Annotated in this window: 12 protein-coding genes and 1 tRNA gene; 9 read left to right on the forward strand and 4 right to left on the reverse strand. The window is 62.9% G+C overall.

The genetic code is table 11. From position 1 onward, the window contains the following. Positions 1 to 78: 78 nt before the first annotated feature. The 4 genes from ACFWHB_RS06985 to ACFWHB_RS07000 all read left to right on the forward strand — a co-directional run bounded on the left by ACFWHB_RS06985 (position 79) and on the right by ACFWHB_RS07000 (position 7,183). Entirely contained in the window at positions 79 to 1,272 is a 1,194-nt protein-coding gene (locus tag ACFWHB_RS06985) for an efflux RND transporter periplasmic adaptor subunit (RefSeq protein ID WP_395949770.1), read from the forward strand. Between the two features lie 17 nt (positions 1,273 to 1,289). After that, the gene (locus ACFWHB_RS06990; RefSeq protein ID WP_103244562.1) at positions 1,290 to 4,439 is read left to right on the forward strand and encodes an efflux RND transporter permease subunit; all 3,150 of its coding nucleotides are present in this window, start codon (positions 1,290 to 1,292) and stop codon (positions 4,437 to 4,439) included. Beyond that, entirely contained in the window at positions 4,432 to 5,847 is a 1,416-nt protein-coding gene (locus ACFWHB_RS06995; RefSeq protein WP_395949771.1) for an efflux transporter outer membrane subunit, read from the forward strand. The genes ACFWHB_RS06990 and ACFWHB_RS06995 overlap by 8 nt, the downstream gene beginning before the upstream one ends. A gap of 340 nt (positions 5,848 to 6,187) precedes the next feature. Next, positions 6,188 to 7,183, forward strand: a complete 996-nt coding sequence (locus ACFWHB_RS07000) for a sulfate ABC transporter substrate-binding protein (RefSeq protein WP_395949772.1) — start codon at positions 6,188 to 6,190, stop codon at positions 7,181 to 7,183. A 246-nt stretch (positions 7,184 to 7,429) separates the two neighbouring features. Here ACFWHB_RS07000 and ACFWHB_RS07005 read toward each other — a convergent pair. Both ACFWHB_RS07005 and ACFWHB_RS07010 read right to left on the reverse strand, forming a co-directional pair. Then, positions 7,430 to 7,505: transfer RNA gene (locus ACFWHB_RS07005), tRNA-Thr, on the reverse strand. Between the two features lie 86 nt (positions 7,506 to 7,591). Continuing rightward, positions 7,592 to 8,332 (reverse strand): phosphatase, encoded by a 741-nt coding sequence (locus tag ACFWHB_RS07010; protein ID WP_139744454.1) that lies wholly within the window; start codon positions 8,330 to 8,332, stop codon positions 7,592 to 7,594. A gap of 463 nt (positions 8,333 to 8,795) precedes the next feature. On the opposite strand from ACFWHB_RS07010, the gene ACFWHB_RS07015 reads away from it, so the two are divergent. The 4 genes from ACFWHB_RS07015 (at position 8,796) to ACFWHB_RS07030 (ending at position 16,095) form a co-directional block, all read left to right on the forward strand. Further along, positions 8,796 to 9,449, forward strand: coding sequence for a TetR/AcrR family transcriptional regulator (locus ACFWHB_RS07015; protein WP_139744455.1), 654 nt, complete (start codon positions 8,796 to 8,798; stop codon positions 9,447 to 9,449). A gap of 47 nt (positions 9,450 to 9,496) precedes the next feature. Beyond that, positions 9,497 to 11,821 carry an acyl-CoA dehydrogenase gene (locus ACFWHB_RS07020; RefSeq protein ID WP_139744456.1) on the forward strand — a complete coding sequence of 775 codons (2,325 nt, stop codon included), beginning with the start codon at positions 9,497 to 9,499 and terminating at the stop codon, positions 11,819 to 11,821. A 162-nt stretch (positions 11,822 to 11,983) separates the two neighbouring features. Continuing rightward, positions 11,984 to 15,046, forward strand: a complete 3,063-nt coding sequence (locus tag ACFWHB_RS07025; protein ID WP_395949773.1) for an efflux RND transporter permease subunit — start codon at positions 11,984 to 11,986, stop codon at positions 15,044 to 15,046. Between the two features lie 14 nt (positions 15,047 to 15,060). Further along, the gene (locus ACFWHB_RS07030; protein ID WP_395949774.1) at positions 15,061 to 16,095 is read left to right on the forward strand and encodes an efflux RND transporter periplasmic adaptor subunit; all 1,035 of its coding nucleotides are present in this window, start codon (positions 15,061 to 15,063) and stop codon (positions 16,093 to 16,095) included. 66 nt (positions 16,096 to 16,161) lie between these two features. Here ACFWHB_RS07030 and pyk read toward each other — a convergent pair whose 3' ends face one another. Both pyk and ACFWHB_RS07040 read right to left on the reverse strand, forming a co-directional pair. After that, positions 16,162 to 17,601, reverse strand: coding sequence for a pyruvate kinase (pyk, locus tag ACFWHB_RS07035; protein WP_139744459.1), 1,440 nt, complete (start codon positions 17,599 to 17,601; stop codon positions 16,162 to 16,164). A 161-nt stretch (positions 17,602 to 17,762) separates the two neighbouring features. Then, the gene (locus tag ACFWHB_RS07040) at positions 17,763 to 18,620 is read right to left on the reverse strand and encodes a MurR/RpiR family transcriptional regulator (RefSeq protein ID WP_041204309.1); all 858 of its coding nucleotides are present in this window, start codon (positions 18,618 to 18,620) and stop codon (positions 17,763 to 17,765) included. A gap of 345 nt (positions 18,621 to 18,965) precedes the next feature. On the opposite strand from ACFWHB_RS07040, the gene glk reads away from it, so the two are divergent. After that, positions 18,966 to 19,934, forward strand: coding sequence for a glucokinase (gene glk / locus ACFWHB_RS07045; RefSeq protein ID WP_395949775.1), 969 nt, complete (start codon positions 18,966 to 18,968; stop codon positions 19,932 to 19,934). Positions 19,935 to 19,956: the final 22 nt, after the last annotated feature.

Raw genomic sequence — 19,956 nt, forward strand, 5'->3', positions numbered from 1 at the left:
GCAGTTTTACCAACAGGGGCCCTATAAACCCTGTGGTTTTGTGGTTTTTTTTGTTTGAAACAGAGGCTCAGAAACTCCATGCATAAACACATTCTCGCACGTTCGGTGGGCCTTGCCTTGTTGGCAAGCGGCCTGCTGGCTGGTTGTGGCGACAAGAGCGAGGCCGGGCAAGGGGCGGGCGAGATGCCGCCTGCCGCCGTGGACGTGGTCACTCTCCATGCCGCACCGCTGCAACTCATGTCCGAGCTCACCGGCCGCACCGCCCCCCTGCGGGTGGCCGAGGTGCGTCCCCAGGTGAATGGCATCATCCTCAAGCGCCTGTTCACCGAAGGCAGCGACGTCAAGGCCGGCCAGTTGCTGTACCAGATCGATCCCGCCGTCTATCAGGCCGCCGTCGCCAGCGCCAAGGCGAACCTGGCCAAGGCACAGGCCAACGAGCAGAGCGCCCGTCTCAAGGCCCAGCGTTATGCCGAGCTGGTGAAGGTGAAAGCCATCAGCCGTCAGGAGTATGACGACGCCGACGCAGCCTGGAAACAGCAGGTTGCCGAGATCGGGGCCGCCAAGGCCGCCCTGCAGAGCGCCAACATCAACCTGGCCTATACCAAGATCACCGCCCCCATCAGCGGCCGCATCGGCAAGTCTGCGGTGACCGAGGGTGCTCTGGTCACCGCCCAGCAGGCCGACAGCCTCACCTCCATCTCGCAGCTCGATCCCATGTATGTGGACGTGCGCCAGTCCACCGCCGATCTGCTGCGCCTCAAGCGCCAGGTCGCTGCCGGCAAGCTCGTCCAGGACGAGAGCAAGGGCGCCAAGGTGCGCTTCCAGCTGGAAGATGGCAGCCAGTACAGCGAAGAGGGCTCATTGCAGTTCTCCGACGTGACAGTGGACGAGACCACCGGCATGGTGACCCTGCGGGTCCTGGTCCCGAATCCCCATGATCTGCTGCTGCCCGGCATGTTCATGCGCGCCACCCTGCAAGAGGGCGAGCGCCCGCAAGGCTTGCTGGTGCCGCAGACCGCCGTGACCCGCACGCCCAAAGGCGGCGCCACCGTCATGGTGGTGACCGCGGACAACAAGGTCGAGCTGCGGGAAGTGCAGCTCAGCCGCGTGGTTGGCGACAGCTGGGTGGTGGAGTCCGGCCTCAAGGCCGGCGAGAAGGTGATAGTGGCTGGTCTGCAGAAGGTCAAACCCGGTGCCCTGGTGGCGCCCGCTGAGCGCGCCAGCAACACCACGACAGCACAAGCCGATCAGACCCAGGTCACCAAGCAGTAGGATGGAGTAGTCGCCTCATGGCACGATTTTTCATAGACAGACCCATTTTCGCCTGGGTGATTGCCCTGGTGATCATGCTGGCCGGGGCCATGGCCATCATAGGCCTGCCGGTCGCCCAGTACCCGACCATAGCCCCGCCGGCCGTCGGCATTTCCGCCAGCTACCCGGGGGCGTCCGCCAAGACGGTGGAAGACTCGGTGACCCAGATCATCGAGCAGAACATGACGGGGCTGGATCACCTGCTCTACATGTCTGCCCAGTCGGATTCTTCCGGTAACGTCAGCGTGACCCTCACCTTCAAGCCGGGCACGGATCCCGACATCGCCCAGGTGCAGGTGCAGAACAAGTTGCAGCAGGCCATGTCGCTCCTGCCGCAAGAGGTGCAGCAGCAGGGTGTGCGGGTTCAGAAGACCTCCAGCAGCTTCCTGATGGTGGCCGCCTTCATCTCCACCGATGGCAGCATGACCAACGACGATCTCGCCGATTACGTGGTCTCCAACATCAAGGAGCCCCTGAGCCGGCTGGATGGGGTGGGTGACATCACATTGTTCGGCAGCCAGTACTCCATGCGTGTCTGGCTGGATCCCCACAAGCTCAACCGGGTACAGATGACCCCGGGAGACGTGCAGGCCGCCATCCAGGCCCAGAACGCCCAGGTGGCCTTCGGCAAGCTGGGGGGCACCCCTGCGGTGAACGATCAGCAGTTCACCGCCACCATCATGGGGCAGACCCGTCTCTCCACCCCGGAGGAGTTCAACAACATACTGCTGCGGGTGAACCAGGATGGCTCCAAGGTGCTGCTCAAGGACGTAGCCCGGGTCGAGCTCGCCGGCGAAAGCTACGATGCCTCCGCCCTCTACAACGGTCAGGCCACGGCGGCGCTGGCGATCAAGCTGGCCACCGGGGCCAATGCCCTGGATACCGCGGACGAGGTGCGCGGCAAGCTCGATGAGCTGTCGGGCTACTTCCCGGCCAACATGAAGATCGTCTACCCCTACGACACCACGCCCTTTGTGAAGATCTCCATCGAGGAGGTGGTGCAGACGCTGATCGAGGCCATCTTCCTGGTGTTCTGCGTCATGTATCTGTTCCTGCAGAACTTCCGGGCGACCCTGATCCCGACCATAGCGGTGCCCGTGGTGCTGCTCGGTACCTTCGGGGTCATGGCGGCCTTCGGCTTCTCCATCAACACCCTGACCATGTTCGGTCTGGTACTCGCCATCGGCTTGCTGGTGGATGACGCCATCGTCGTGGTGGAGAACGTGGAGCGGCTGATGAGCGAGGAGGGGCTCTCCCCGCTTGAAGCGACCCGCAAGTCCATGACCCAGATCACCGGCGCCCTGGTGGGCATAGCCCTGGTGCTGTCGGCGGTATTCGTGCCCATGGCCTTCTTCGGCGGCTCGACCGGCGCCATCTATCGCCAGTTCTCCCTCACCATAGTCTCGGCCATGGTGCTCTCTGTGCTGGTGGCCCTGATCCTGACCCCGGCGCTCTGTGCCACCCTGCTCAAACCCATGAAACACGGGGAGTTCGGTGCCCAGCGCGGCTTCTTCGGCTGGTTCAACCGCTTCTTCGACACCAATGCCAACCGTTACCAGAACGGCGTGCGCAAGGTGATCAAGCAGGGGACCCGTTACAGCATCATCTATCTGGCCATGCTGGCGGTGCTGGCGGTGCTCTTCATGCGCCTGCCCACCTCCTTCCTGCCGGAAGAGGATCAGGGGGTCATCATGTCCATGGTGCAGCTGCCGGTGGGGGCCACCAAGGAGCGTACCGAGGTGGTGCTGGCCGACATGCGCGACTACTTCCTCAAGAACGAGAAGGACAACGTCGATTCGGTGCTGACGGTGGCGGGCTTCAGCTTCGCCGGTAGCGGCCAGAACAGCGGCATGGCCTTCATCAAGTTGAAGGACTGGAGCGAGCGTAAAGGCGAGGAGCGCAGTGCCAATGCCATCATAGGCCGCGCCATGGGCTATCTGTTCAGCATCAAGGAGGCCCAGGTGTTCGCCTTCAACCTGCCTCCCATTCCTGAGCTCGGCACGGCCACCGGCTTCGACTTCTTCCTGCAGGACCGCGGTGGTCTGGGGCACGAGAAGCTGATGCAGGCCCGTAACCAGCTGCTCGGCATGGCGGCGCAGGATCCCAACCTGGTGCGGGTACGCCCGAACGGGATGGAAGACACCCCCCAGCTCGACATCAAGATAGATTACGAGAAGGCGCTGGCCCAGGGGCTCTCCATCAGCGACATCAACAACACGTTGTCGGCGGCCTGGGGCTCTTCTTACGTGAACGACTTCGTCGACAGAGGCCGGGTCAAGAAGGTCTATCTGCAGGCGGATGCCCCCTTCCGGATGAACCCGGAGGATCTGAAGCTGTGGTACGTGCGTAACAGCGCGGGCCAGATGGTGCCCTTCTCCGCCTTCGCCAGCACAGAGTGGAGCTTCGGCTCGCCTCGTCTGGAGCGCTACAACGGCGTCTCCGCCATGGAGATAGTCGGTGAAGCGGCCCCGGGCAAGAGTACGGGTGACGCCATGGCGGCCATAGAGCAGATGGTGAAACAGCTGCCGGAAGGTATCGGCATCGAGTGGACGGGGCTCTCCTTCCAGGAGCGTCAGGCAGGCTCCCAGGCGCCGGCGCTCTACGCCATCTCGCTGCTGGTGGTCTTCCTCTGTCTGGCGGCGCTCTACGAGAGCTGGAGCATTCCGTTCTCTGTCATGCTGGTGGTGCCGCTCGGGGTGCTGGGCGCCATACTGGCGGCCACCCTGCGGGGCCTGGAGAATGACGTCTACTTCCAGGTGGGCCTGCTCACCACTATCGGGCTCTCGGCCAAGAACGCCATCCTGATCGTGGAGTTCGCCAAGGAGCTCCATGACAAGGGGATGAAGCTCGGCGATGCGGTGGTGGAAGCCTCCCGCCAGCGTCTGCGTCCGATCCTGATGACCTCCCTCGCCTTCATCCTCGGCGTCTTGCCGCTGGTGATAAGCACTGGTGCCGGCGCCAGCAGCCGCAACGCCATCGGCACCGGCGTCATGGGGGGGATGATCACGGCCACAGTGCTCGCCATCTTCTTCGTGCCGCTCTTCTTCGTGCTGGTGATGCGTTACTTCACCAAGCAGAGTTCAGTCGAGGAGCGCGCCGCGCTGACCAAGGAGACCCAACATGACTAAGACCCTGGTCGCCCTGAGTGTGACGCTGCTGCTGGGGGCCTGCTCCATGGCCCCCGATTACCAACGCCCTGAGGTGCCGCAAGGCGCCTCCTGGCAAGAGAACCTCGCCACCCAGGGGGCGCTGGCGCCCTGGCAGCAACAGTTCCTCGATCCGGCGCTGCAAAAGCTGATCGACACCGCCCTTGAGAACAACCGGGATCTGCGGCTCGCGGCCCTCAACGTCGAGGCCTATGAGGCCAGATACCGGATCCAGCGGGCGGCCCAGTTGCCGACCCTGGCCGCCAGCGGCTCAGGCACCCGTCAGCAGGGATCCGACGATCTCAGCAGTACGGGGCAGGGGGGCATCAGCAGCCAGTACGGCGCCGACATCGGCATCACCGCCTATGAGCTGGACTTGTTTGGCCGGATCCAGAGCCTGAAAGATCAGGCGCTGGAGAACTACCTGGCGCAAATCGAGACCCAGCGCAGCACCCAGATAGCGCTGATCGCCTCGGTGGCGAATGCCTACCTCACCCTGCTGGCGGATCAGGAGCTGCTGGCGCTGAGCCAGGCGACGCTGGCGACCGAGCAGGAGAGCTATGCCCTGACCCAGCACAAGTACCGGTTGGGGGCGGCCTCCGAGATGGAGTTGGCGCAGGGGCGCACGGCCCTTGAGAACGCCCGGGTCAGCCAGGCGCAATACCAGCGTCAGGTGAAACAGGACAGAAACGGTCTGGCCCTGCTGCTCGGCACAGAAGTGCCGGTGCTGGAGGGGCAACCGGCGACCCTGGCCGAGGTGCAACTGGCGGCCATCCCGGTGGGGGCCCCTTCCAGCCTGCTGCAACAGCGGCCAGACATACTGGCGGCGGAGCACAGCCTGAAGGCGGCCAACGCCAATATAGGCGCGGCCCGTGCCGCCTTCTTCCCGACCATCTCGCTCACCGCGACGGCGGGCACCGCCAGCAACCAGCTGAGCGGGTTGTTTGACGGCGGCACCGGCACCTGGACCTTCATGCCCCAGATAAACCTGCCCATCTTCGACGGTGGCAAGCGGGTGGCTGATTTGGACGTGGCCGAGGTCGGCACCAAGCAGGCGGTGGCGAGCTACGAGAAGAGCATCCAGACCGCCTTCAAGGAGGTCGCGGATACCCTCGGCGCCCAGGCGGACTACCAGCAGCAGCTGCAGGCCCAGCAGGATCTGGTGGATGCCAACCAGACCTACTTCAAGCTGGCGGAGTTCCGCTACGAGCAAGGGGTGGACAGCTATCTGACGAGGCTGGATGCCCAGCGCTCCCTGTTCAGCGCCAGACAGGGGCTGATCAGCACCCGCCTAGCCCAGCTCAGCAACCAGGTCGCCCTCTACAAGGCGGTCGGTGGCGGCTGGCAGGCACCCAAGGAGGCCCCGGTGGCCTTTGAAGGGCAGGGCTAGTCTCTCTCGCTGACAACGTGACAGCCACAGGGCGAACCATCTGGTTCGCCCTGTTTTTTTAGGTGCGATTGATCATGCAAAGCCCAGCCTGGTTGCGGGGAGAAACCCGCCCAGACCGGGAGCAAGCCTGCACAAGCGCCTTCTAGGATGTGCACCAGCCCTTACCGTCATCACCGGCCAGAGAAAACCGGCGACCGACTCGCAGCCGGCATCCGGCTCGTTCGCTGAGTCCGGCCGAGGGATGCCATTAATCGCATAAGCTGCACACTAATTATTCTTTCAAAGAATAAATGGGTGGCTCTTATAGTTGGTCACTCGACTCTCATTCCAAGGACGTGCAATGAAACGACTCCTGCCCGCCACCCTGCTCGCCGCAGGACTGGCCCTGGCCCCGCTGGCCCAGGCCGCCACCCTGCTCAACGCCTCTTACGACGTGATGCGCGACTTCTACAAGGACTACAACGCCGCCTTCCAGAAACACTGGCAGGCGGAAGGCGGCGAGCCGCTGCAGATCAATATGTCCCACGGCGGCTCGAGCAAGCAGGCGCGGGCAGTCATCGACGGCCTGCCCGCCGATGTCATCACCATGAACATGGCCACCGACATCAATGCCCTGGCCGAGCATGGCGGCCTGGTCCCGAAAGAGTGGGCGGCCCGCCTGCCGGACAACAGCGCGCCCTTCACCTCGGCCACGGTGTTCATCGTGCGCAAGGGCAACCCCAAGGGGCTGAAGGACTGGCCTGATCTGCTCAAGGAGGGGGTGCAGGTGATAGTGCCCAACCCCAAGACCTCGGGGAACGGCCGCTACACCTACCTGTCGGCCTGGGGCTATGCACTGGAGCAGGGGGGCGATGAGAAGGCGGCCAGGGCGTTCGTCGGCAAGCTGTTCAAGCAAGTCCCCGTGCTCGACACCGGTGGCCGCGCGGCCACCACCACCTTCATCCAGAACCGCATAGGCGACGTGCTGGTCACCTTCGAGAACGAAGCCGAGATGATAGCCCGCGAGTTCGGCCGCGGCAGCTTCGAGGTGGTCTACCCGAGCGTCACCGCCGTGGCCGAGCTCCCGGTGGCGGTCGTCGACAAGGTGGTCGACAAGCAGGGCACCCGCAAGGAGGCCGAGGCCTACCTGACCTACCTGTGGTCTGACGAAGGCCAGCGCATCGCCGCCAACAACTACCTGCGTCCGCGAAGCCCGGCTATCCTCGCCGAATTTGCCGACCGCTTCCCGAACGCCACCTTCCTCAACGTGGTGAAGACCTTTGGCGAGTGGCCTGTTATCCAGAGCACCCACTTCAAGGAGGGCGGGGTGTTCGACCAGATCTATGCCGTGCAATAAGACGCACCCGAGCGGCCAAAGCCCGGCCAGGTGCCGCCATCTTGGGGCCATTCGCCTGGGCTCACACCTTGACTGCTCAGCCTCCCGGCTGGGGTGTCAGGGGCAGAATGGAAGATCCGGACATCGCCGGTATATGAAAGAAATAGGCTGGGTGCTCGCGGGGACAATCAGGGGCCCTAGCGGGGGCCCACATCACAAAAAGCACAAAGGGTTAGCGTCTGAACGAAGCTAACCCTTTGTTTTACCTGGTGCCGGAAACAGGAGTCGAACCTGCGACCTTCGCATTACGAATGCGCTGCTCTACCAACTGAGCTACACCGGCTTGTCCCTAGATTCCCGAAAATGTGCTGGCAAGTCAATGAGCCAGGACTGTTTTTATGAGCCTGCTCATGGAGTTACGGGCGCACCTCAGAGATCGACAAATTCCGGAATGTGGGCGCGGCCACGGCTCTCGAGAAACGTGAGCAGGGCACGGGGGGTGCGAGCCAGGATCCGCTCCTCGGGGAAGCCTGCCTCTGTCACCAGCCGGTGGCAGTGGTCAAAATCCCCCAGGCTGAAGGCCACGTGGGAGTCTGAGCCGAAGGTGAGGTAGGCACCCAGATCCCTCGCCGCCTCGACGATGGCGCGGCAGTTGCCTTCACTGCCCGGACGGGAGTGACTGAAGGAGGAGTTGTTGATCTCCAGCGCCACCCTGTACTCGGCGGCAGCCCTGACCACGGCCTGGATGTCGATGGGGAAGGCGGGGTTGCCCGGGTGGCTTATCATGTCGACCCGGCCGCTTCGGATGGCGTTGATCATGGCCTGGGTATGGGTTGCCTGATCGCAGGGGGGGAACACGGGCTCATGAAAGCCGGCCATGATCATGTCGAGGCGCGACTCGTAGCGTTCGGGGAAGTCTATTTCGCCGTCTATGTTCTTGATGTTGGCCTCGATGCCGCGCAGTATGCCGACCCCGTCCACCACCCGTGGCAGGACGTGCAGATTGACGAAATGCCAGAAGTGGGGCGCATCGGCCATGTCGGGACCGTGATCCGTGGTGGCAAAGAGCTTGATCCCCTTGGCCTTGGCAATGGGCAGGTAATCGTGAATGGTGCTGTAGGCGTGGGTGCTGGCGACGGTGTGCGTGTGGGTATCGACCTGGTACTTCATCTTTTCTCCCCTCTGGCATGAGGCGCCAGCATAGCAAGATTGGCGGAGTCGGGCCATGTGGCGGCCTGCCATACTTTGTCACAAATTACGCCATGACTGACAAAGTCTGACCATCTTTGTCTGCGAGCATAGCCCCATCGATGCAAGCCTGAACTCTCATCGATGAGTCGAAACTGGATGATTCGACTCACTTTTCCCCACCGTCGCCCCTGCGACGGTTTTTTTTCGCCCGCAATTCTCGCCGCCATCCGGATAAAAAAATGCCCAACTAGCATGGCGCAAGTTGGGCGAGACTTAATGTTTAATTGCAGTGGCATAGATATAGAGTCCTGCCTGGCCGCTAAGTTCCCATCTTGTTCCCGCTTTTTTGGTTGAAAACATTTCGCCAACACCTGTTCACATTCTCTTGACATGACTGGGCGTGAAACGTACTTTTTAAACATTCGTTTAAGTGAGGTGTCCAGTGAGTAAAATCGATACCAAAAACCGTATTCTCGATGCCGCCGAGGTGCTGTTTGCCGAGCGGGGATTCGCCGATACCTCGTTGCGTCTGATCACCAGCGAGGCCGATGTGAACCTGGCCTCGGTCAACTATCACTTCGGCTCCAAAAAGGAGCTGATCCAGGCGGTGCTCGATCGCTACCTGAGTATCTTCATGCCTGAGCTGGATGCTCGCCTGCAGACCTTGATGGCCCAGGAGCAGCTGACCCTGCTGCAGGTGTTCGAAAGTTTCGTCGAGCCCCTGATGAAGCTGGTGGCGGTGCGGGCCAACGGCCCGGCGCTCTTCATGCAGTTGCTGGGGCGCGGCTACATCGACAGCCAGGGCCACCTGCGTCGCTTCATCACCACCCACTACGGGGCGACCCTGCACGGGATCACCCAGGCGATTTCCAAGGCCAACCCGGCCCTGTCACCGGCGGATCTCTTCTGGCGCCTGCACTTCACCCTGGGCACAGTGGTGTTCACCATGGCTTCCGCCGATGCCCTGCGTGACATCGCCCAGGCCGATTTTGGCCAGCAGCTCGATGTGGAAGGGCTGGTGCGCAACGTTATTCCTTATCTGGCGTCCGGTGTCGGGGCGCCCGTGGAGTCGACCAGGCTCTCCCTGGCCGTGTAACACCTAACAATAATCAACGGAAACAGTGAAATAGAAGGAACTTCGGTATGATCACATTGCTTGTCCTGCTGGTGCTGGCGATAGCCGTGGTACTCGGCGTGCCCGCCATCCGTAAAAAGGTGGTGACCCGTCCTGTGTTCGGCATCTTCAAGAAGATACTGCCGCCCTTGTCGGCCACCGAGCGGGAGGCCATGGAAGCCGGCTCCGTCTGGTGGGATGGCGAGCTGTTTCGCGGCAACCCGGACTGGAAGAAACTGCACGGTTACGGCAAGGCCGAACTGAGCGCCGAGGAGCAGGCCTTCATCGACAATCAGGTCGAGACCCTGCTCGCCATGGTGGACGACTTCAAGATCGTCAACGAAACCAAAGACCTGCCAGAGCCGGTCTGGGACTATCTGAAGAAGGAAGGCTTCTTCTCCCTGATCATTCCGAAATCCTATGGCGGTCGCGAGTTCTCGGCGATTGCCAACTCCACCATAGTCACCCGCATTGCCACCAAGAGCCTGAGCGTGGCGGTCACCGTCATGGTGCCGAACTCCCTTGGCCCGGGCGAGCTGCTGATGCACTACGGTACCCAGGCCCAGAAGGACTTCTGGCTGCCGGGGCTGGCCAACGGCAAGGAAGTGCCCTGCTTCGCCCTGACCGGGCCGGAAGCGGGTTCCGATGCGGGCGCCATCCCTGACAAGGGGATCGTCTGCAAGGGGATGCACAAGGGTGAAGAGGTGCTGGGCATTCGCCTCAACTGGAACAAGCGCTACATCACCCTGGCGCCGCGCGCCACAGTGCTGGGGCTGGCGTTCAAGCTCTATGACCCGGAGAAGCTGCTGGGTGACAAGGAAGAGCTCGGCATCACCTGCGCCCTCATCCCCACCAGCCACCCGGGCGTGCGGGTCGGTGATCGCCACTACCCCATGGGGCTGGCGTTCCTGAACGGCCCGACCTTCGGCAAGGATGTGTTCATTCCGCTCGACTGGATCATCGGTGGCCCGGATTACGCCGGCCGCGGCTGGCGCATGCTGGTCGAATGCCTCTCCGCCGGTCGCGGCATCTCGCTGCCTGCCCTCGGCACCGCTTGCGGTCACATGGCGAGCCGCACCGTGGGCGCCTACTCCTACGTGCGCAAACAGTTCGGCATGTCCATCGGCAAGTTTGAAGGGGTGCAGGAAGCGCTGGCCCGCATCGGCGGCCTCACCTATCAGCTGGAAGGGGCCCGTCGCATGACGGCCGGTTCCCTGGACTTGGGTCAAGCCCCGGCCATTGTCACCGCAATTTCCAAGTACCACATGACCGAAATGGCGCGCCAGATCATGGATGACTCCATGGACATCCACGCCGGTCGCGCCATCCAGCTCGGTCCGAAAAACTACACCGGCTACGCCTACATGGGCATTCCGGTGGCCATCACGGTGGAAGGGGCCAACATACTGACCCGCAACCTGATGATCTTCGGGCAGGGGGCCACCCGTTGCCATCCTTATGTGTTTGCCGAGCTGGAAGCCGCCGCTGACACCGATGTGGAGCGTGGCCTCGAGAAGTTTGATGCCCTGCTGATGAAGCACATCGCCTTCGGTACCGGCAACTTCTTCGGCGCCCTGTTCCAGGGGCTGACCCTGGGTCAGTTCAACAATGCCCCTGTGGCTGGCGAAACCGCCCGCTACTACAAGCAGCTTTCTCGCATGAGTAAAGGGCTGGCCCTGTGCGCCGACGTCTCCATGCTGATGCTGGGTGGCGATCTAAAGCGTAAGGAGATGATCTCCGCCCGTCTGGGCGACGTGCTGAGCCACCTCTACCTGGCCTCCGCCACCCTCAAGCACTACGAGGATCAGGGCCGCATGGTCTCGGATCTGCCGTTCGTGCAGTACGCGGTGGAGCGCAACCTCTATCTCATCGGCAAGGCGTTCGAGGGCTTCTTCCAGAACTTCCCGAACAAGGTGGTGGGTGCAGTACTCAAACGCGTGGTCTTCCCGTTCGGCGTGGGCTACAAGATGCCGGCAGACGAGCGTTGCCACGCCATCTGTCTGGCCATGATGACCCCGGGCGAGTTCCGCGACCGTCTGACTGCACTCTGCTACGTGGGCAAGGATGACGCTGATCCGGTGGGTCTGATGGAGCGTGCCTTCCAGGCTATGGTGGCGGTGCAGCCCATCGAGAAGAAGCTGGTACAGGCCCAGAAAGAGGGCAAACTGCCCCGCAAGATGGCCCTGCCGGAGCTGGTGGCCGCGGCCCTGTCCCAGTCCATCCTCGGCAAGGAGGAGGCGGACAAGCTGCTGGCAGCCGATGCCCTGCGCTACGAGGCCATTCAGGTGGACAACTTCGCCCCCGGCGAGCTGGAAGGGCTGTCTCAACCGAACCCGGTTGTGCACGCCGCCTGATCCCGAGAGTAAACCGACAACCGGCCCATGTGGCCGGTTTTTTTGTTTGTTAACCAGGCATTTACAACCTCGATTAATTCCAGTTAAATGCAATGGCCCCCACCCTTGGGGCAGGAAGCAAGGCCAGCGGAATGGCCGATAACAACAACTCAGGAAGAGTGAATGAACCTCGCCAAAACGGCGATCGAACGCCCCATCTGGGTGGCGGTCTCGGTCGTGCTTATTTTTTTGCTGGGCCTGCTCAGCATCCGGGGACTGCCTGTCCAGCTGTTTCCCGACATCGATCGTCCTCACCTCAACATCTCGGTGGACTGGCGCTCGGCCTCGCCCCAGGAGATGGAGTCGGAGATAACCGACCCCATAGAGCAGGAGATGCAGGGGGTACAGGGGCTGAAAAACCTCACCAGCAACAGCTATCCCGGCTTTACCGAGATCGACATGGAGTTTGCCCTCGGCACCGACATGCAGCGGGCCCAGCTCGACGTCATCTCGCGCCTGAACCGGGTCTCCGGCCTGCCGGACAAGATCGGCGGCCCCTACGTCAACAACTACAGCAGCAACGACACCCTCACCTTCTTCTTCATCCAGCAACTGCCGGGTGCCAAGGGGGCGATCGACGATCACCAGGCGCTGATCGAGGCGAGGGTCAAGCCTGAGCTTGAGCGCATCCCCGGGGTGTCGACCGTGGAGGTGGAGGGGATCAACGAGCGTCAAATCCAGATCCGCTTCGACCCCTATCGTGCCGCCGAACTGGGGGTGGAGATACCCGTGCTCGCCAGCCGGGCAACCACTGGCTGGGACGTGTCGGCCGGCACCCTCGACATAGGACGCTGGGAGTACAAGTTGCGCTTCGCCGGTCGCTACGACGTGGCCACCCTGGGGGACAAGGTGGTGGACTGGCGCGACGGCCTGCCCATCTACCTGCGGGACGTGGCGGAAGTCAGGGTTGCCCGGGAGGAGAACCCTGTGCTGCGCATCCAGAACGGCAACACCGCCATAGCGGCGCAGATCTTCAAGGAGAGCGGGGCCAATGCCCTAGCGGCGCTGGAGGGGATCAAGCTCAAGGTGGAGGAGCTCAACCGCGAGGTGCTGGAGCCGGTCGGGCTGCACATGGAGCAGTCGTTCGACGCCTCCCTCTACATCAACCGGGCGGTGGGCATGGTGACCGCCAACCTGGGGCTGGGTGTGTTGCTCTCCTGCGCCATCCTCTGGGTCTTCCTGCGCCAGCTCAAGGCGACCCTGATGATAGCGATCGCCATCCCCATCAGCATCATGCTCACCTTCTGCCTGCTCAAGGTGATGGGCAGGACGCTGAACATCATCTCCCTGGCGGGGATCGCCTTCGCCGTCGGCATGGTGCTGGATGCCGCCATAGTGGTGCTGGAGAGCATCTACCGGCGCCATGAGCGGGGGGATCTCGGCAAGGCCGAGGCAGCGCTGGAAGGCACCAGCCGGGTGTGGACCGCCCTAGTGGCCTCCACCCTCACCACTGTCGCCATCTTCCTGCCGGTGCTCTTGCTCAACGATGTGGAGGGGCAGCTGTTTGCCGACCTTGCACTCACCATCGCCTGCGCCGTCACCGTCTCCATGCTGGTGGCGGTGACAGTGCTGCCCGCCGTGGCGGCGCGCTGGATGGGGCGCGAGCGGCTGGTCGATCCCTATGACGGACTCTGGCAGCGCACCACCCGCCACGTGATCCGCTGGACCGGCACTGCCCCCCGGCGCTGGACCCTCATCGTCCTGATGATGAGCGGGCCCGTGCTGGCCAGCTGGCTGCTGCTGCCCAAGATGAACTACCTGCCGGATGTGAAGCGGGATGCCATCGATGTGTGGATGAGCTTCACCCCAGGGGTCAACCTCAAGGCCCAGCGGGAGGAGGTGATAGACACGCTCATTGCCAGGCTGGATCCCTACATGAAGGGGGAGCAGGAGCCGGCCCTCAAGAACTACTACATATTGCGCTACCCGGGCGGCGCCCAGATCGGGGTGCGCCCCAGGGACGAGACCCGGATCAAGGCGCTGGAGCAGCTCCTGATGAAACAGCTGCTGGTGGGCATACCCGATACCCGGGTCTTCGGTGGTCAGGGCTCCCTGTTTGGCGGCTTCGACAGCGAGAACGGCATCTCGTTGCTGATCCAGGGTGGCGAGTTGCCAGCGCTCTATCAGGCGGCCAGAGAGAGCATGGCCATGGTGCAGCGGGACTTGCCGGGGGCCCAGATAAGGCCTGAGCCCGGGCTCGACTTCACCGCCCCCGAACTGCGGCTGGTGCCCCAGGACAGGCGTCTTGCCGAGGTGGGTTGGGATCGCAGCCCCTTGCCCGCCATCATCCAGACCTTCGGCGATGGCCTGCGGGTCGGCGAGTATTTCGACGGGGAGGAGCGGCTCGACATCCTGCTGATGGGCCAGGCCTCCGCCAACCCGGACGAGCTGAAGGCGGTGCCGCTCGCCACCCCGTCCGGGCGCATAGTCCCCCTCGGCGAGTTGCTGCGGGTGGAGCCTGGCCTCGGGCCTGAGAGCATCTTTCGGGCCGACGGGCGGCGCAGCATCAGCCTGCAGATCACCCCGCCTGAGGGGATGAGCATGGAGCAGGTGCTGGAGACCCTGCAGACCAAGAGCTTCGCCGCCATCCGGCCGCTGCTGCCAGTCGGGGGCGAGCTGAGGGTTGCCGGCAATGCCGACAGCCTGCAGCAGGCGCTGGACAACCTCGGCGGCATCTTCCTGTTCGCCGTGATGATACTGCTCATCTTGCTGTGGGGGGTCTTCGCCTCCCTCAAGGATGCCATCCTGGTGCTGCTGACCCTGCCGCTCGCCACAGTGGGCGGCGTGCTGGCGCTGCACCTGAGCGGCCTGCTGGTGCCGCTGCCGATGGACCTGCTCACCATCATCGGCTTCGTGATCCTGCTGGGGCTGGTGGTCAACAACGCCATCCTGCTGGTGCACCAGACCCGCATGGCCGAGCGGGAAGGAATGAGCCGCCAGTCGGCGGTGGCCGATGCCCTGCAAAGCCGGATGAGGCCCATCGCCATGACCAGCCTCACCAGCATCTTCGGCATGCTGCCGCTGATGTTGAGCCCGAGCGAGGGCAGCGAAATCTATCGGGGGCTGGCCACCGTCATCGTCGGCGGCATGAGTTGCAGCACCCTGTTTACCCTGATCCTGTTACCCGCCTTCCTGCGGCAGGGTGAGCGGGTCGACGCCCCCCACGCCATCCGGCAGCGGGCCTGAGAAGGAGCCTATCGATGACGCATGTGTTCACAAGGATGATGATGGCTGTGGCCCTGCTGGCAGCAGGGCCTGCCGGGGCAAAGGTGGTGACCCTGGCGGCCGTGACCCAGGGGGAGGCGGGGGCCAGCATCTGGGTCAGCGGCACTGTCGCGAGCCGCCAGCAGGCGGCCCTCAGCGCAGAGGTGAGCGGCCGGGTGGAGTGGATTGCCGAGTTCGGCAGCCGGGTGAAGGCGGGGGACGAGCTGCTGCGCCTGGACACCGCCACCCTGCGCCTCTCCCTCGAGCAGTCCCGGGCCGAGCAGGGGAGGGAGGCGAGCAAGCTGCGCTATGCCCGCGCCGAGTTCCAGCGCCTGGAGCGGCTGCACCAGCAGAAGAGCGCCTCCCAGAGCCAGTACGACAAGGCGCGCTATGAGGTGGAGCAGGCCGAGCTGGCGGAGCAGCTGGCCCGGGTACAGGTGCGCCAGATCGAGGCACAGTTGCAAAGGACCCACATCTTCGCCCCCTTCGATGGGGTGGTGAACGAGCACTTCATCCAGCCGGGGGAGCATGTGGACGCGGGGGAGCGGGCGCTGGAGCTGGTCAACCCGGATCAGCCGGATATCCGCCTGCAGGCCCCCATTCTCTGGGCCCAGCAGCTGGCGCCGCAAACCCGACTGCGGGTAGAGGGGGAGCAGCTGAGCGGTCACGGAGTCTATTACCAGCGGGCTGCCAGTGCCGATCCCAAATCTCGGCTGATTGAGCTGCGCCTCAAACCGGAAGCGGGCAACTTCATCATCGGCTCGCCGGTGCGGGTGGCACTGCCGCTCGGGGAGCAGCAGACCATGTTGCTGCCGCGGGATGCCCTGGTGCTCGGCACCGAGGGAAGCGTGGTCTATCAGGTGGAGCAGCGCGGCGAGGCGCTGACCGTGAACCGGGTGCCGGTCACAGTGCTGTTCGGGGACAACCGGCAGGTGGCGGTGAGCGGGGCGCTCAAGCAGGGGGACAGGGTGGTGGTACGCGGCGCCGGCAGCCTGCAGGATGGGGACAAGGTGGAGCTGTTTCGTGGCTGAACCTGGTCTGGCGCCATAAAAAACGGCTCCCGCGGGAGCCGTTCTTGTCGATGTCCAAGCGAGGGATTACTCGACCATCATCACCTTGCAGGTGTTGGTACTGCCCACGGTTTCCATCTTGTCGCCGTGGGTCAGCAGCACCATGTCGCCGCTCTGGACCAGGCCCTTGGCCTTGAGCACGTCCAGCGCCTCGCGGCACACCTCGTAGACCGGCTTGCTCTCGTCGCCGTCGAACAGCACAGGGGTGACACCGCGGTAGAGGTTGGTCCAGGCTAGCGTCTTGTTGTGGGGGGACATGGCGAAGATCGGCAGGCCGGAGCTGATGCGGGACATCAGCAGCGGTGTGGTGCCGGACTCGGTCAGTGCCACTATCGCCTTGACCCCTTCCAGGTGGTTGGCGGCATACATGGTGGACATGGCCACGGCCTCTTCCACCGAGGTGAAGGTGTAGCTCATGCGGTGGTTGGAGACGTTCAGGCTAGGATGCTTTTCGGCGCCCACGCAGACGCTGGCCATGGAGGTGACCGTCTCTATGGGGAACTGGCCGGCGGCGGTCTCGGCGGAGAGCATCACAGCATCTGTGCCATCCAGCACGGCGTTGGCCACGTCCATTACCTCGGCGCGGGTCGGCAGCGGGGCGTTGATCATGGACTCCATCATCTGGGTCGCGGTGATGACGACGCGGTTCAGGCGACGGGAGTGACGAATGAGCTTCTTCTGCACGCCTACCAGCTCGGGATCGCCGATCTCGACGCCGAGATCGCCACGGGCCACCATGACGGCATCGGAGCCGAGAATGATGTCTTCCATCGCCTCGTCGCTGGCGACGGTTTCGGCACGCTCGACCTTGGCCACTATCTTGGCGTTGGATCCGGCTTCGCGGGCCAGTTCGCGGGCGTAGCGCAGATCATCGCCGCTGCGGGGGAAGGAGACGGCCAGGTAGTCCACGTTCATGCGGGCGGCGGTCTTGATGTCTTCCTTGTCCTTCTCGGTCAGGGCCGGTGCGGAGAGACCGCCCCCTTTCTTGTTGATGCCCTTGTTGTTTGAGAGAGGCCCGGCCACTGTGACCGTGGTGTGAATGCGAGTGCCTTCGACCTGCTCGACTTTCAGTTGCACGCGGCCATCGTCCAGCAGCAGGATGTCGCCGGCCACCACGTCGTTTGGCAGACTCTTGTAGTCGATGCCGACCTGCTCCTGGCAGCCTTCCCCCTTGCCGAGGGCGGCATCGAGAATGAACTTGTCACCGATGGCGAGGTAGACCTTGCCATCCTTGAAGGTGGAAACACGGATCTTGGGGCCTTGCAGGTCCCCCATGATGGCCACATGACGGCCCAGCTTGGCGGCGATTTCACGCACCTGGTTGGCGCGCAGGATATGATCTTCAGGAGTGCCGTGAGAGAAGTTCATCCGCACCATGTCGGCACCGGCGCGGATGATCCCCTCGAGGATGCCGTCGCGATCGGTCGCCGGACCGAGTGTGGTTACAATCTTTGTACGTCTTGGCATGAAAGACTCCAATGTGAAGTTGATATGACTTGAAATACTGCCCCGTCAAGCATGTGGCATGGCGCCTGCTGGCAGGCCATCTGGGTGGCCTTGTGTTATTAAATTACGATACTACACCAAGCCCGGTGGCATAGACAGTCGGGGGCGGACCCCCGAATGATTCAGGAATTATGCGGGGTATCAAAGCGGGATTCGCGCAAACCTTCTTTGACTTTCTTCAGGTTTTCGCGAAATTTCATGCCACGGCGCAGGGTAAAGCCGGTTGCCAGCACGTCCACCAGGGCCAGCTGGGCGATGCGCGACGCCATCGGCATATAGACGTCGGTGTCTTCCGGCACGTCCATGGAGAGCACCAGGTTGCACTCCCGGGCCAGGGGGGAATCCTTGGCGGTCATGCCGATGACGGTGGCATCGTTTTCACGGGCCAGGGCCGCGATTTCCACCAGCGCCTTGGTGCGGCCGGTGTGGGAGATCAGCACCACCACATCCCCTTCGCTGCTGTTGATGCAGCTCATGCGCATCATGACGATGTCGTCGAAGCTCACCACGGGAATGTTGAAGCGGAAGAATTTGTTCTGGGCATCGCGGGCCACGGCGGAAGAGGCGCCCAGGCCGAAGAAGCTGATCTTCTTGGACTGGGTCAGGATATCGACGCAGCGGTTGATGGCGGAGATGTCCAGGCTGTTCTTGGCGGCATCGAGACAGGCCATGGTGGATTCGAAGATCTTGGCGGTATAGGTGTCTGGCCCGTCTTCCGCTTCCACGTGGCGGTTCACATAAGGGGTGCCGTTGGCCAGGCTCTGGGCCAGGTGCAGCTTGAAGTCGGGGAAGCCCTTGGTATCGAGACGACGGCAGAAGCGATTGACGGTCGGTTCGCTGACATCGGCCAGCTTGGCGAGGGTGGCAATGCTGGAGTGAATGGCGGTCTGGGGCGACGCCAGGATCACTTCAGCCACCTTACGCTCTGATTTACTGAAACTTTCCAAATTGTTCGTAATTTTATCGAGGGTATTCATCATTACCACCAGGCATTTTTGTAATTTAACTTCAGTGTCTGTGCACTAAATTCACAGCTCAAGCAGGTTTCCAATCTACTTGATGACTATACAAGACAAGCGCTTATCGGAACTAATCTCGTCCCCACAAAGTATGACTCATGTCTAATTATTTCGTGCTTTTGGTTACAAACTTCCATCCGACCCTTGAAAACGCTTACAAATGTTGCAAAGCAACAACACTGTGAGCGGGCGCACAGTTGCATTCATCCGACGCGCCGCAAGGGAAGGGGCTCGGGTAGTATTGCAACCAAATAACAATGTCGGGACGGTAAGGGCCGCCCCGAGTCGGTAACGAAGGAGTTTGTTATGCAGCATACCCATGCGCTGGTGGGCGACGTAGGCGGTACCAATGCCCGGCTGGCCCTCTGCGAGTTGGCGACTGGCGCCATTTCCCAGGCAAAGACCTATTCCGGGCTGGCCCACCCCAGCCTCGAGGCTGTGGTGCGTCTCTATCTGGAGGAGCATGGCGTCAAGGTGGGCGAGGCCTGCATCGCCATCGCCTGTCCCATCAACGGCGACTGGGTCGCCATGACCAACCACAGCTGGGAGTTCTCCATCCGCGAGATGCAGAGCAACCTGGGCCTGGATCGCCTGCAGGTGATCAACGATTTCACCGCCGTCTCCATGGCGGTGCCCGTGCTCGGTGAGAGTGACCGCATCCAGCTCGGCGGCGCCGCCCCGGTGGCTGGCAAGCCCATCGCCATCTATGGCGCAGGTACCGGCCTTGGGGTGGCGCACCTGGTGCAGGCGGGCGAGCAGTGGCTCAGTCTGCCGGGGGAGGGCGGTCACGTGGATTTCGCCGCCAACACGGAAGAGGAAGATGCTGTGCTGCAGGTGATGCGTGGCGAGCTGGGCCATGTGTCTGCCGAGCGTTTCCTGTCGGGCCCGGGGCTGGTCAACCTCTATCGCGGCCTGGTCAAATCCGACGGCCGCGAGCCCGAGCCCTTTGCCCCCAAAGACATCACAGAGCGGGCGCTGGCGGGCTCCTGCCTCGACTGTCGCCGCACCCTGAGCCTGTTCTGCGTGCTGATGGGGCGCTTCGCCGGCAATCTGGCGCTCAATCTGGGCACCTTCGGCGGCGTCTACATCGCCGGTGGCATAGTGCCCCGCTTCCAGGAGTTCTTCATCGGCTCCGGTTTTCGGGTCGCCTTCGAGGACAAGGGTCGCTTCAAGCCTTATCTGAAGGACATCCCGGTGTTCCTCATCACCCATGAGGGCCCCGGCCTGCTGGGAGCGGGCGCCTATCTGCGCCAGTCCCTCGGGATACGCCTCTGAGGCGGATAAAGAATGCACAAAT

The sequence above is a fragment of the Aeromonas mytilicola subsp. aquatica genome (assembly GCF_044336385.1).
Lineage (GTDB): Bacteria > Pseudomonadota > Gammaproteobacteria > Enterobacterales > Aeromonadaceae > Aeromonas > Aeromonas rivipollensis.

Excerpts from the sequence above, each read along its gene's own strand:
- ACFWHB_RS06985 (WP_395949770.1), top strand. The coding sequence starts at position 79 with ATGCATAAACACATTCTCGCACGTTCGGTGGGCCTTGCCTTGTTGGCA.
- ACFWHB_RS06990 (WP_103244562.1), top strand. The coding sequence starts at position 1,290 with ATGGCACGATTTTTCATAGACAGACCCATTTTCGCCTGGGTGATTGCC.
- ACFWHB_RS06995 (WP_395949771.1), top strand. The coding sequence starts at position 4,432 with ATGACTAAGACCCTGGTCGCCCTGAGTGTGACGCTGCTGCTGGGGGCC.
- ACFWHB_RS07000 (WP_395949772.1), top strand. The coding sequence starts at position 6,188 with ATGAAACGACTCCTGCCCGCCACCCTGCTCGCCGCAGGACTGGCCCTG.
- ACFWHB_RS07010 (WP_139744454.1), bottom strand. The coding sequence starts at position 8,332 with ATGAAGTACCAGGTCGATACCCACACGCACACCGTCGCCAGCACCCAC.
- ACFWHB_RS07020 (WP_139744456.1), top strand. The coding sequence starts at position 9,497 with ATGATCACATTGCTTGTCCTGCTGGTGCTGGCGATAGCCGTGGTACTC.
- ACFWHB_RS07025 (WP_395949773.1), top strand. The coding sequence starts at position 11,984 with ATGAACCTCGCCAAAACGGCGATCGAACGCCCCATCTGGGTGGCGGTC.
- ACFWHB_RS07030 (WP_395949774.1), top strand. The coding sequence starts at position 15,061 with ATGACGCATGTGTTCACAAGGATGATGATGGCTGTGGCCCTGCTGGCA.
- pyk (WP_139744459.1), bottom strand. The coding sequence starts at position 17,601 with ATGCCAAGACGTACAAAGATTGTAACCACACTCGGTCCGGCGACCGAT.
- ACFWHB_RS07040 (WP_041204309.1), bottom strand. The coding sequence starts at position 18,620 with ATGATGAATACCCTCGATAAAATTACGAACAATTTGGAAAGTTTCAGT.
- glk (WP_395949775.1), top strand. The coding sequence starts at position 18,966 with ATGCAGCATACCCATGCGCTGGTGGGCGACGTAGGCGGTACCAATGCC.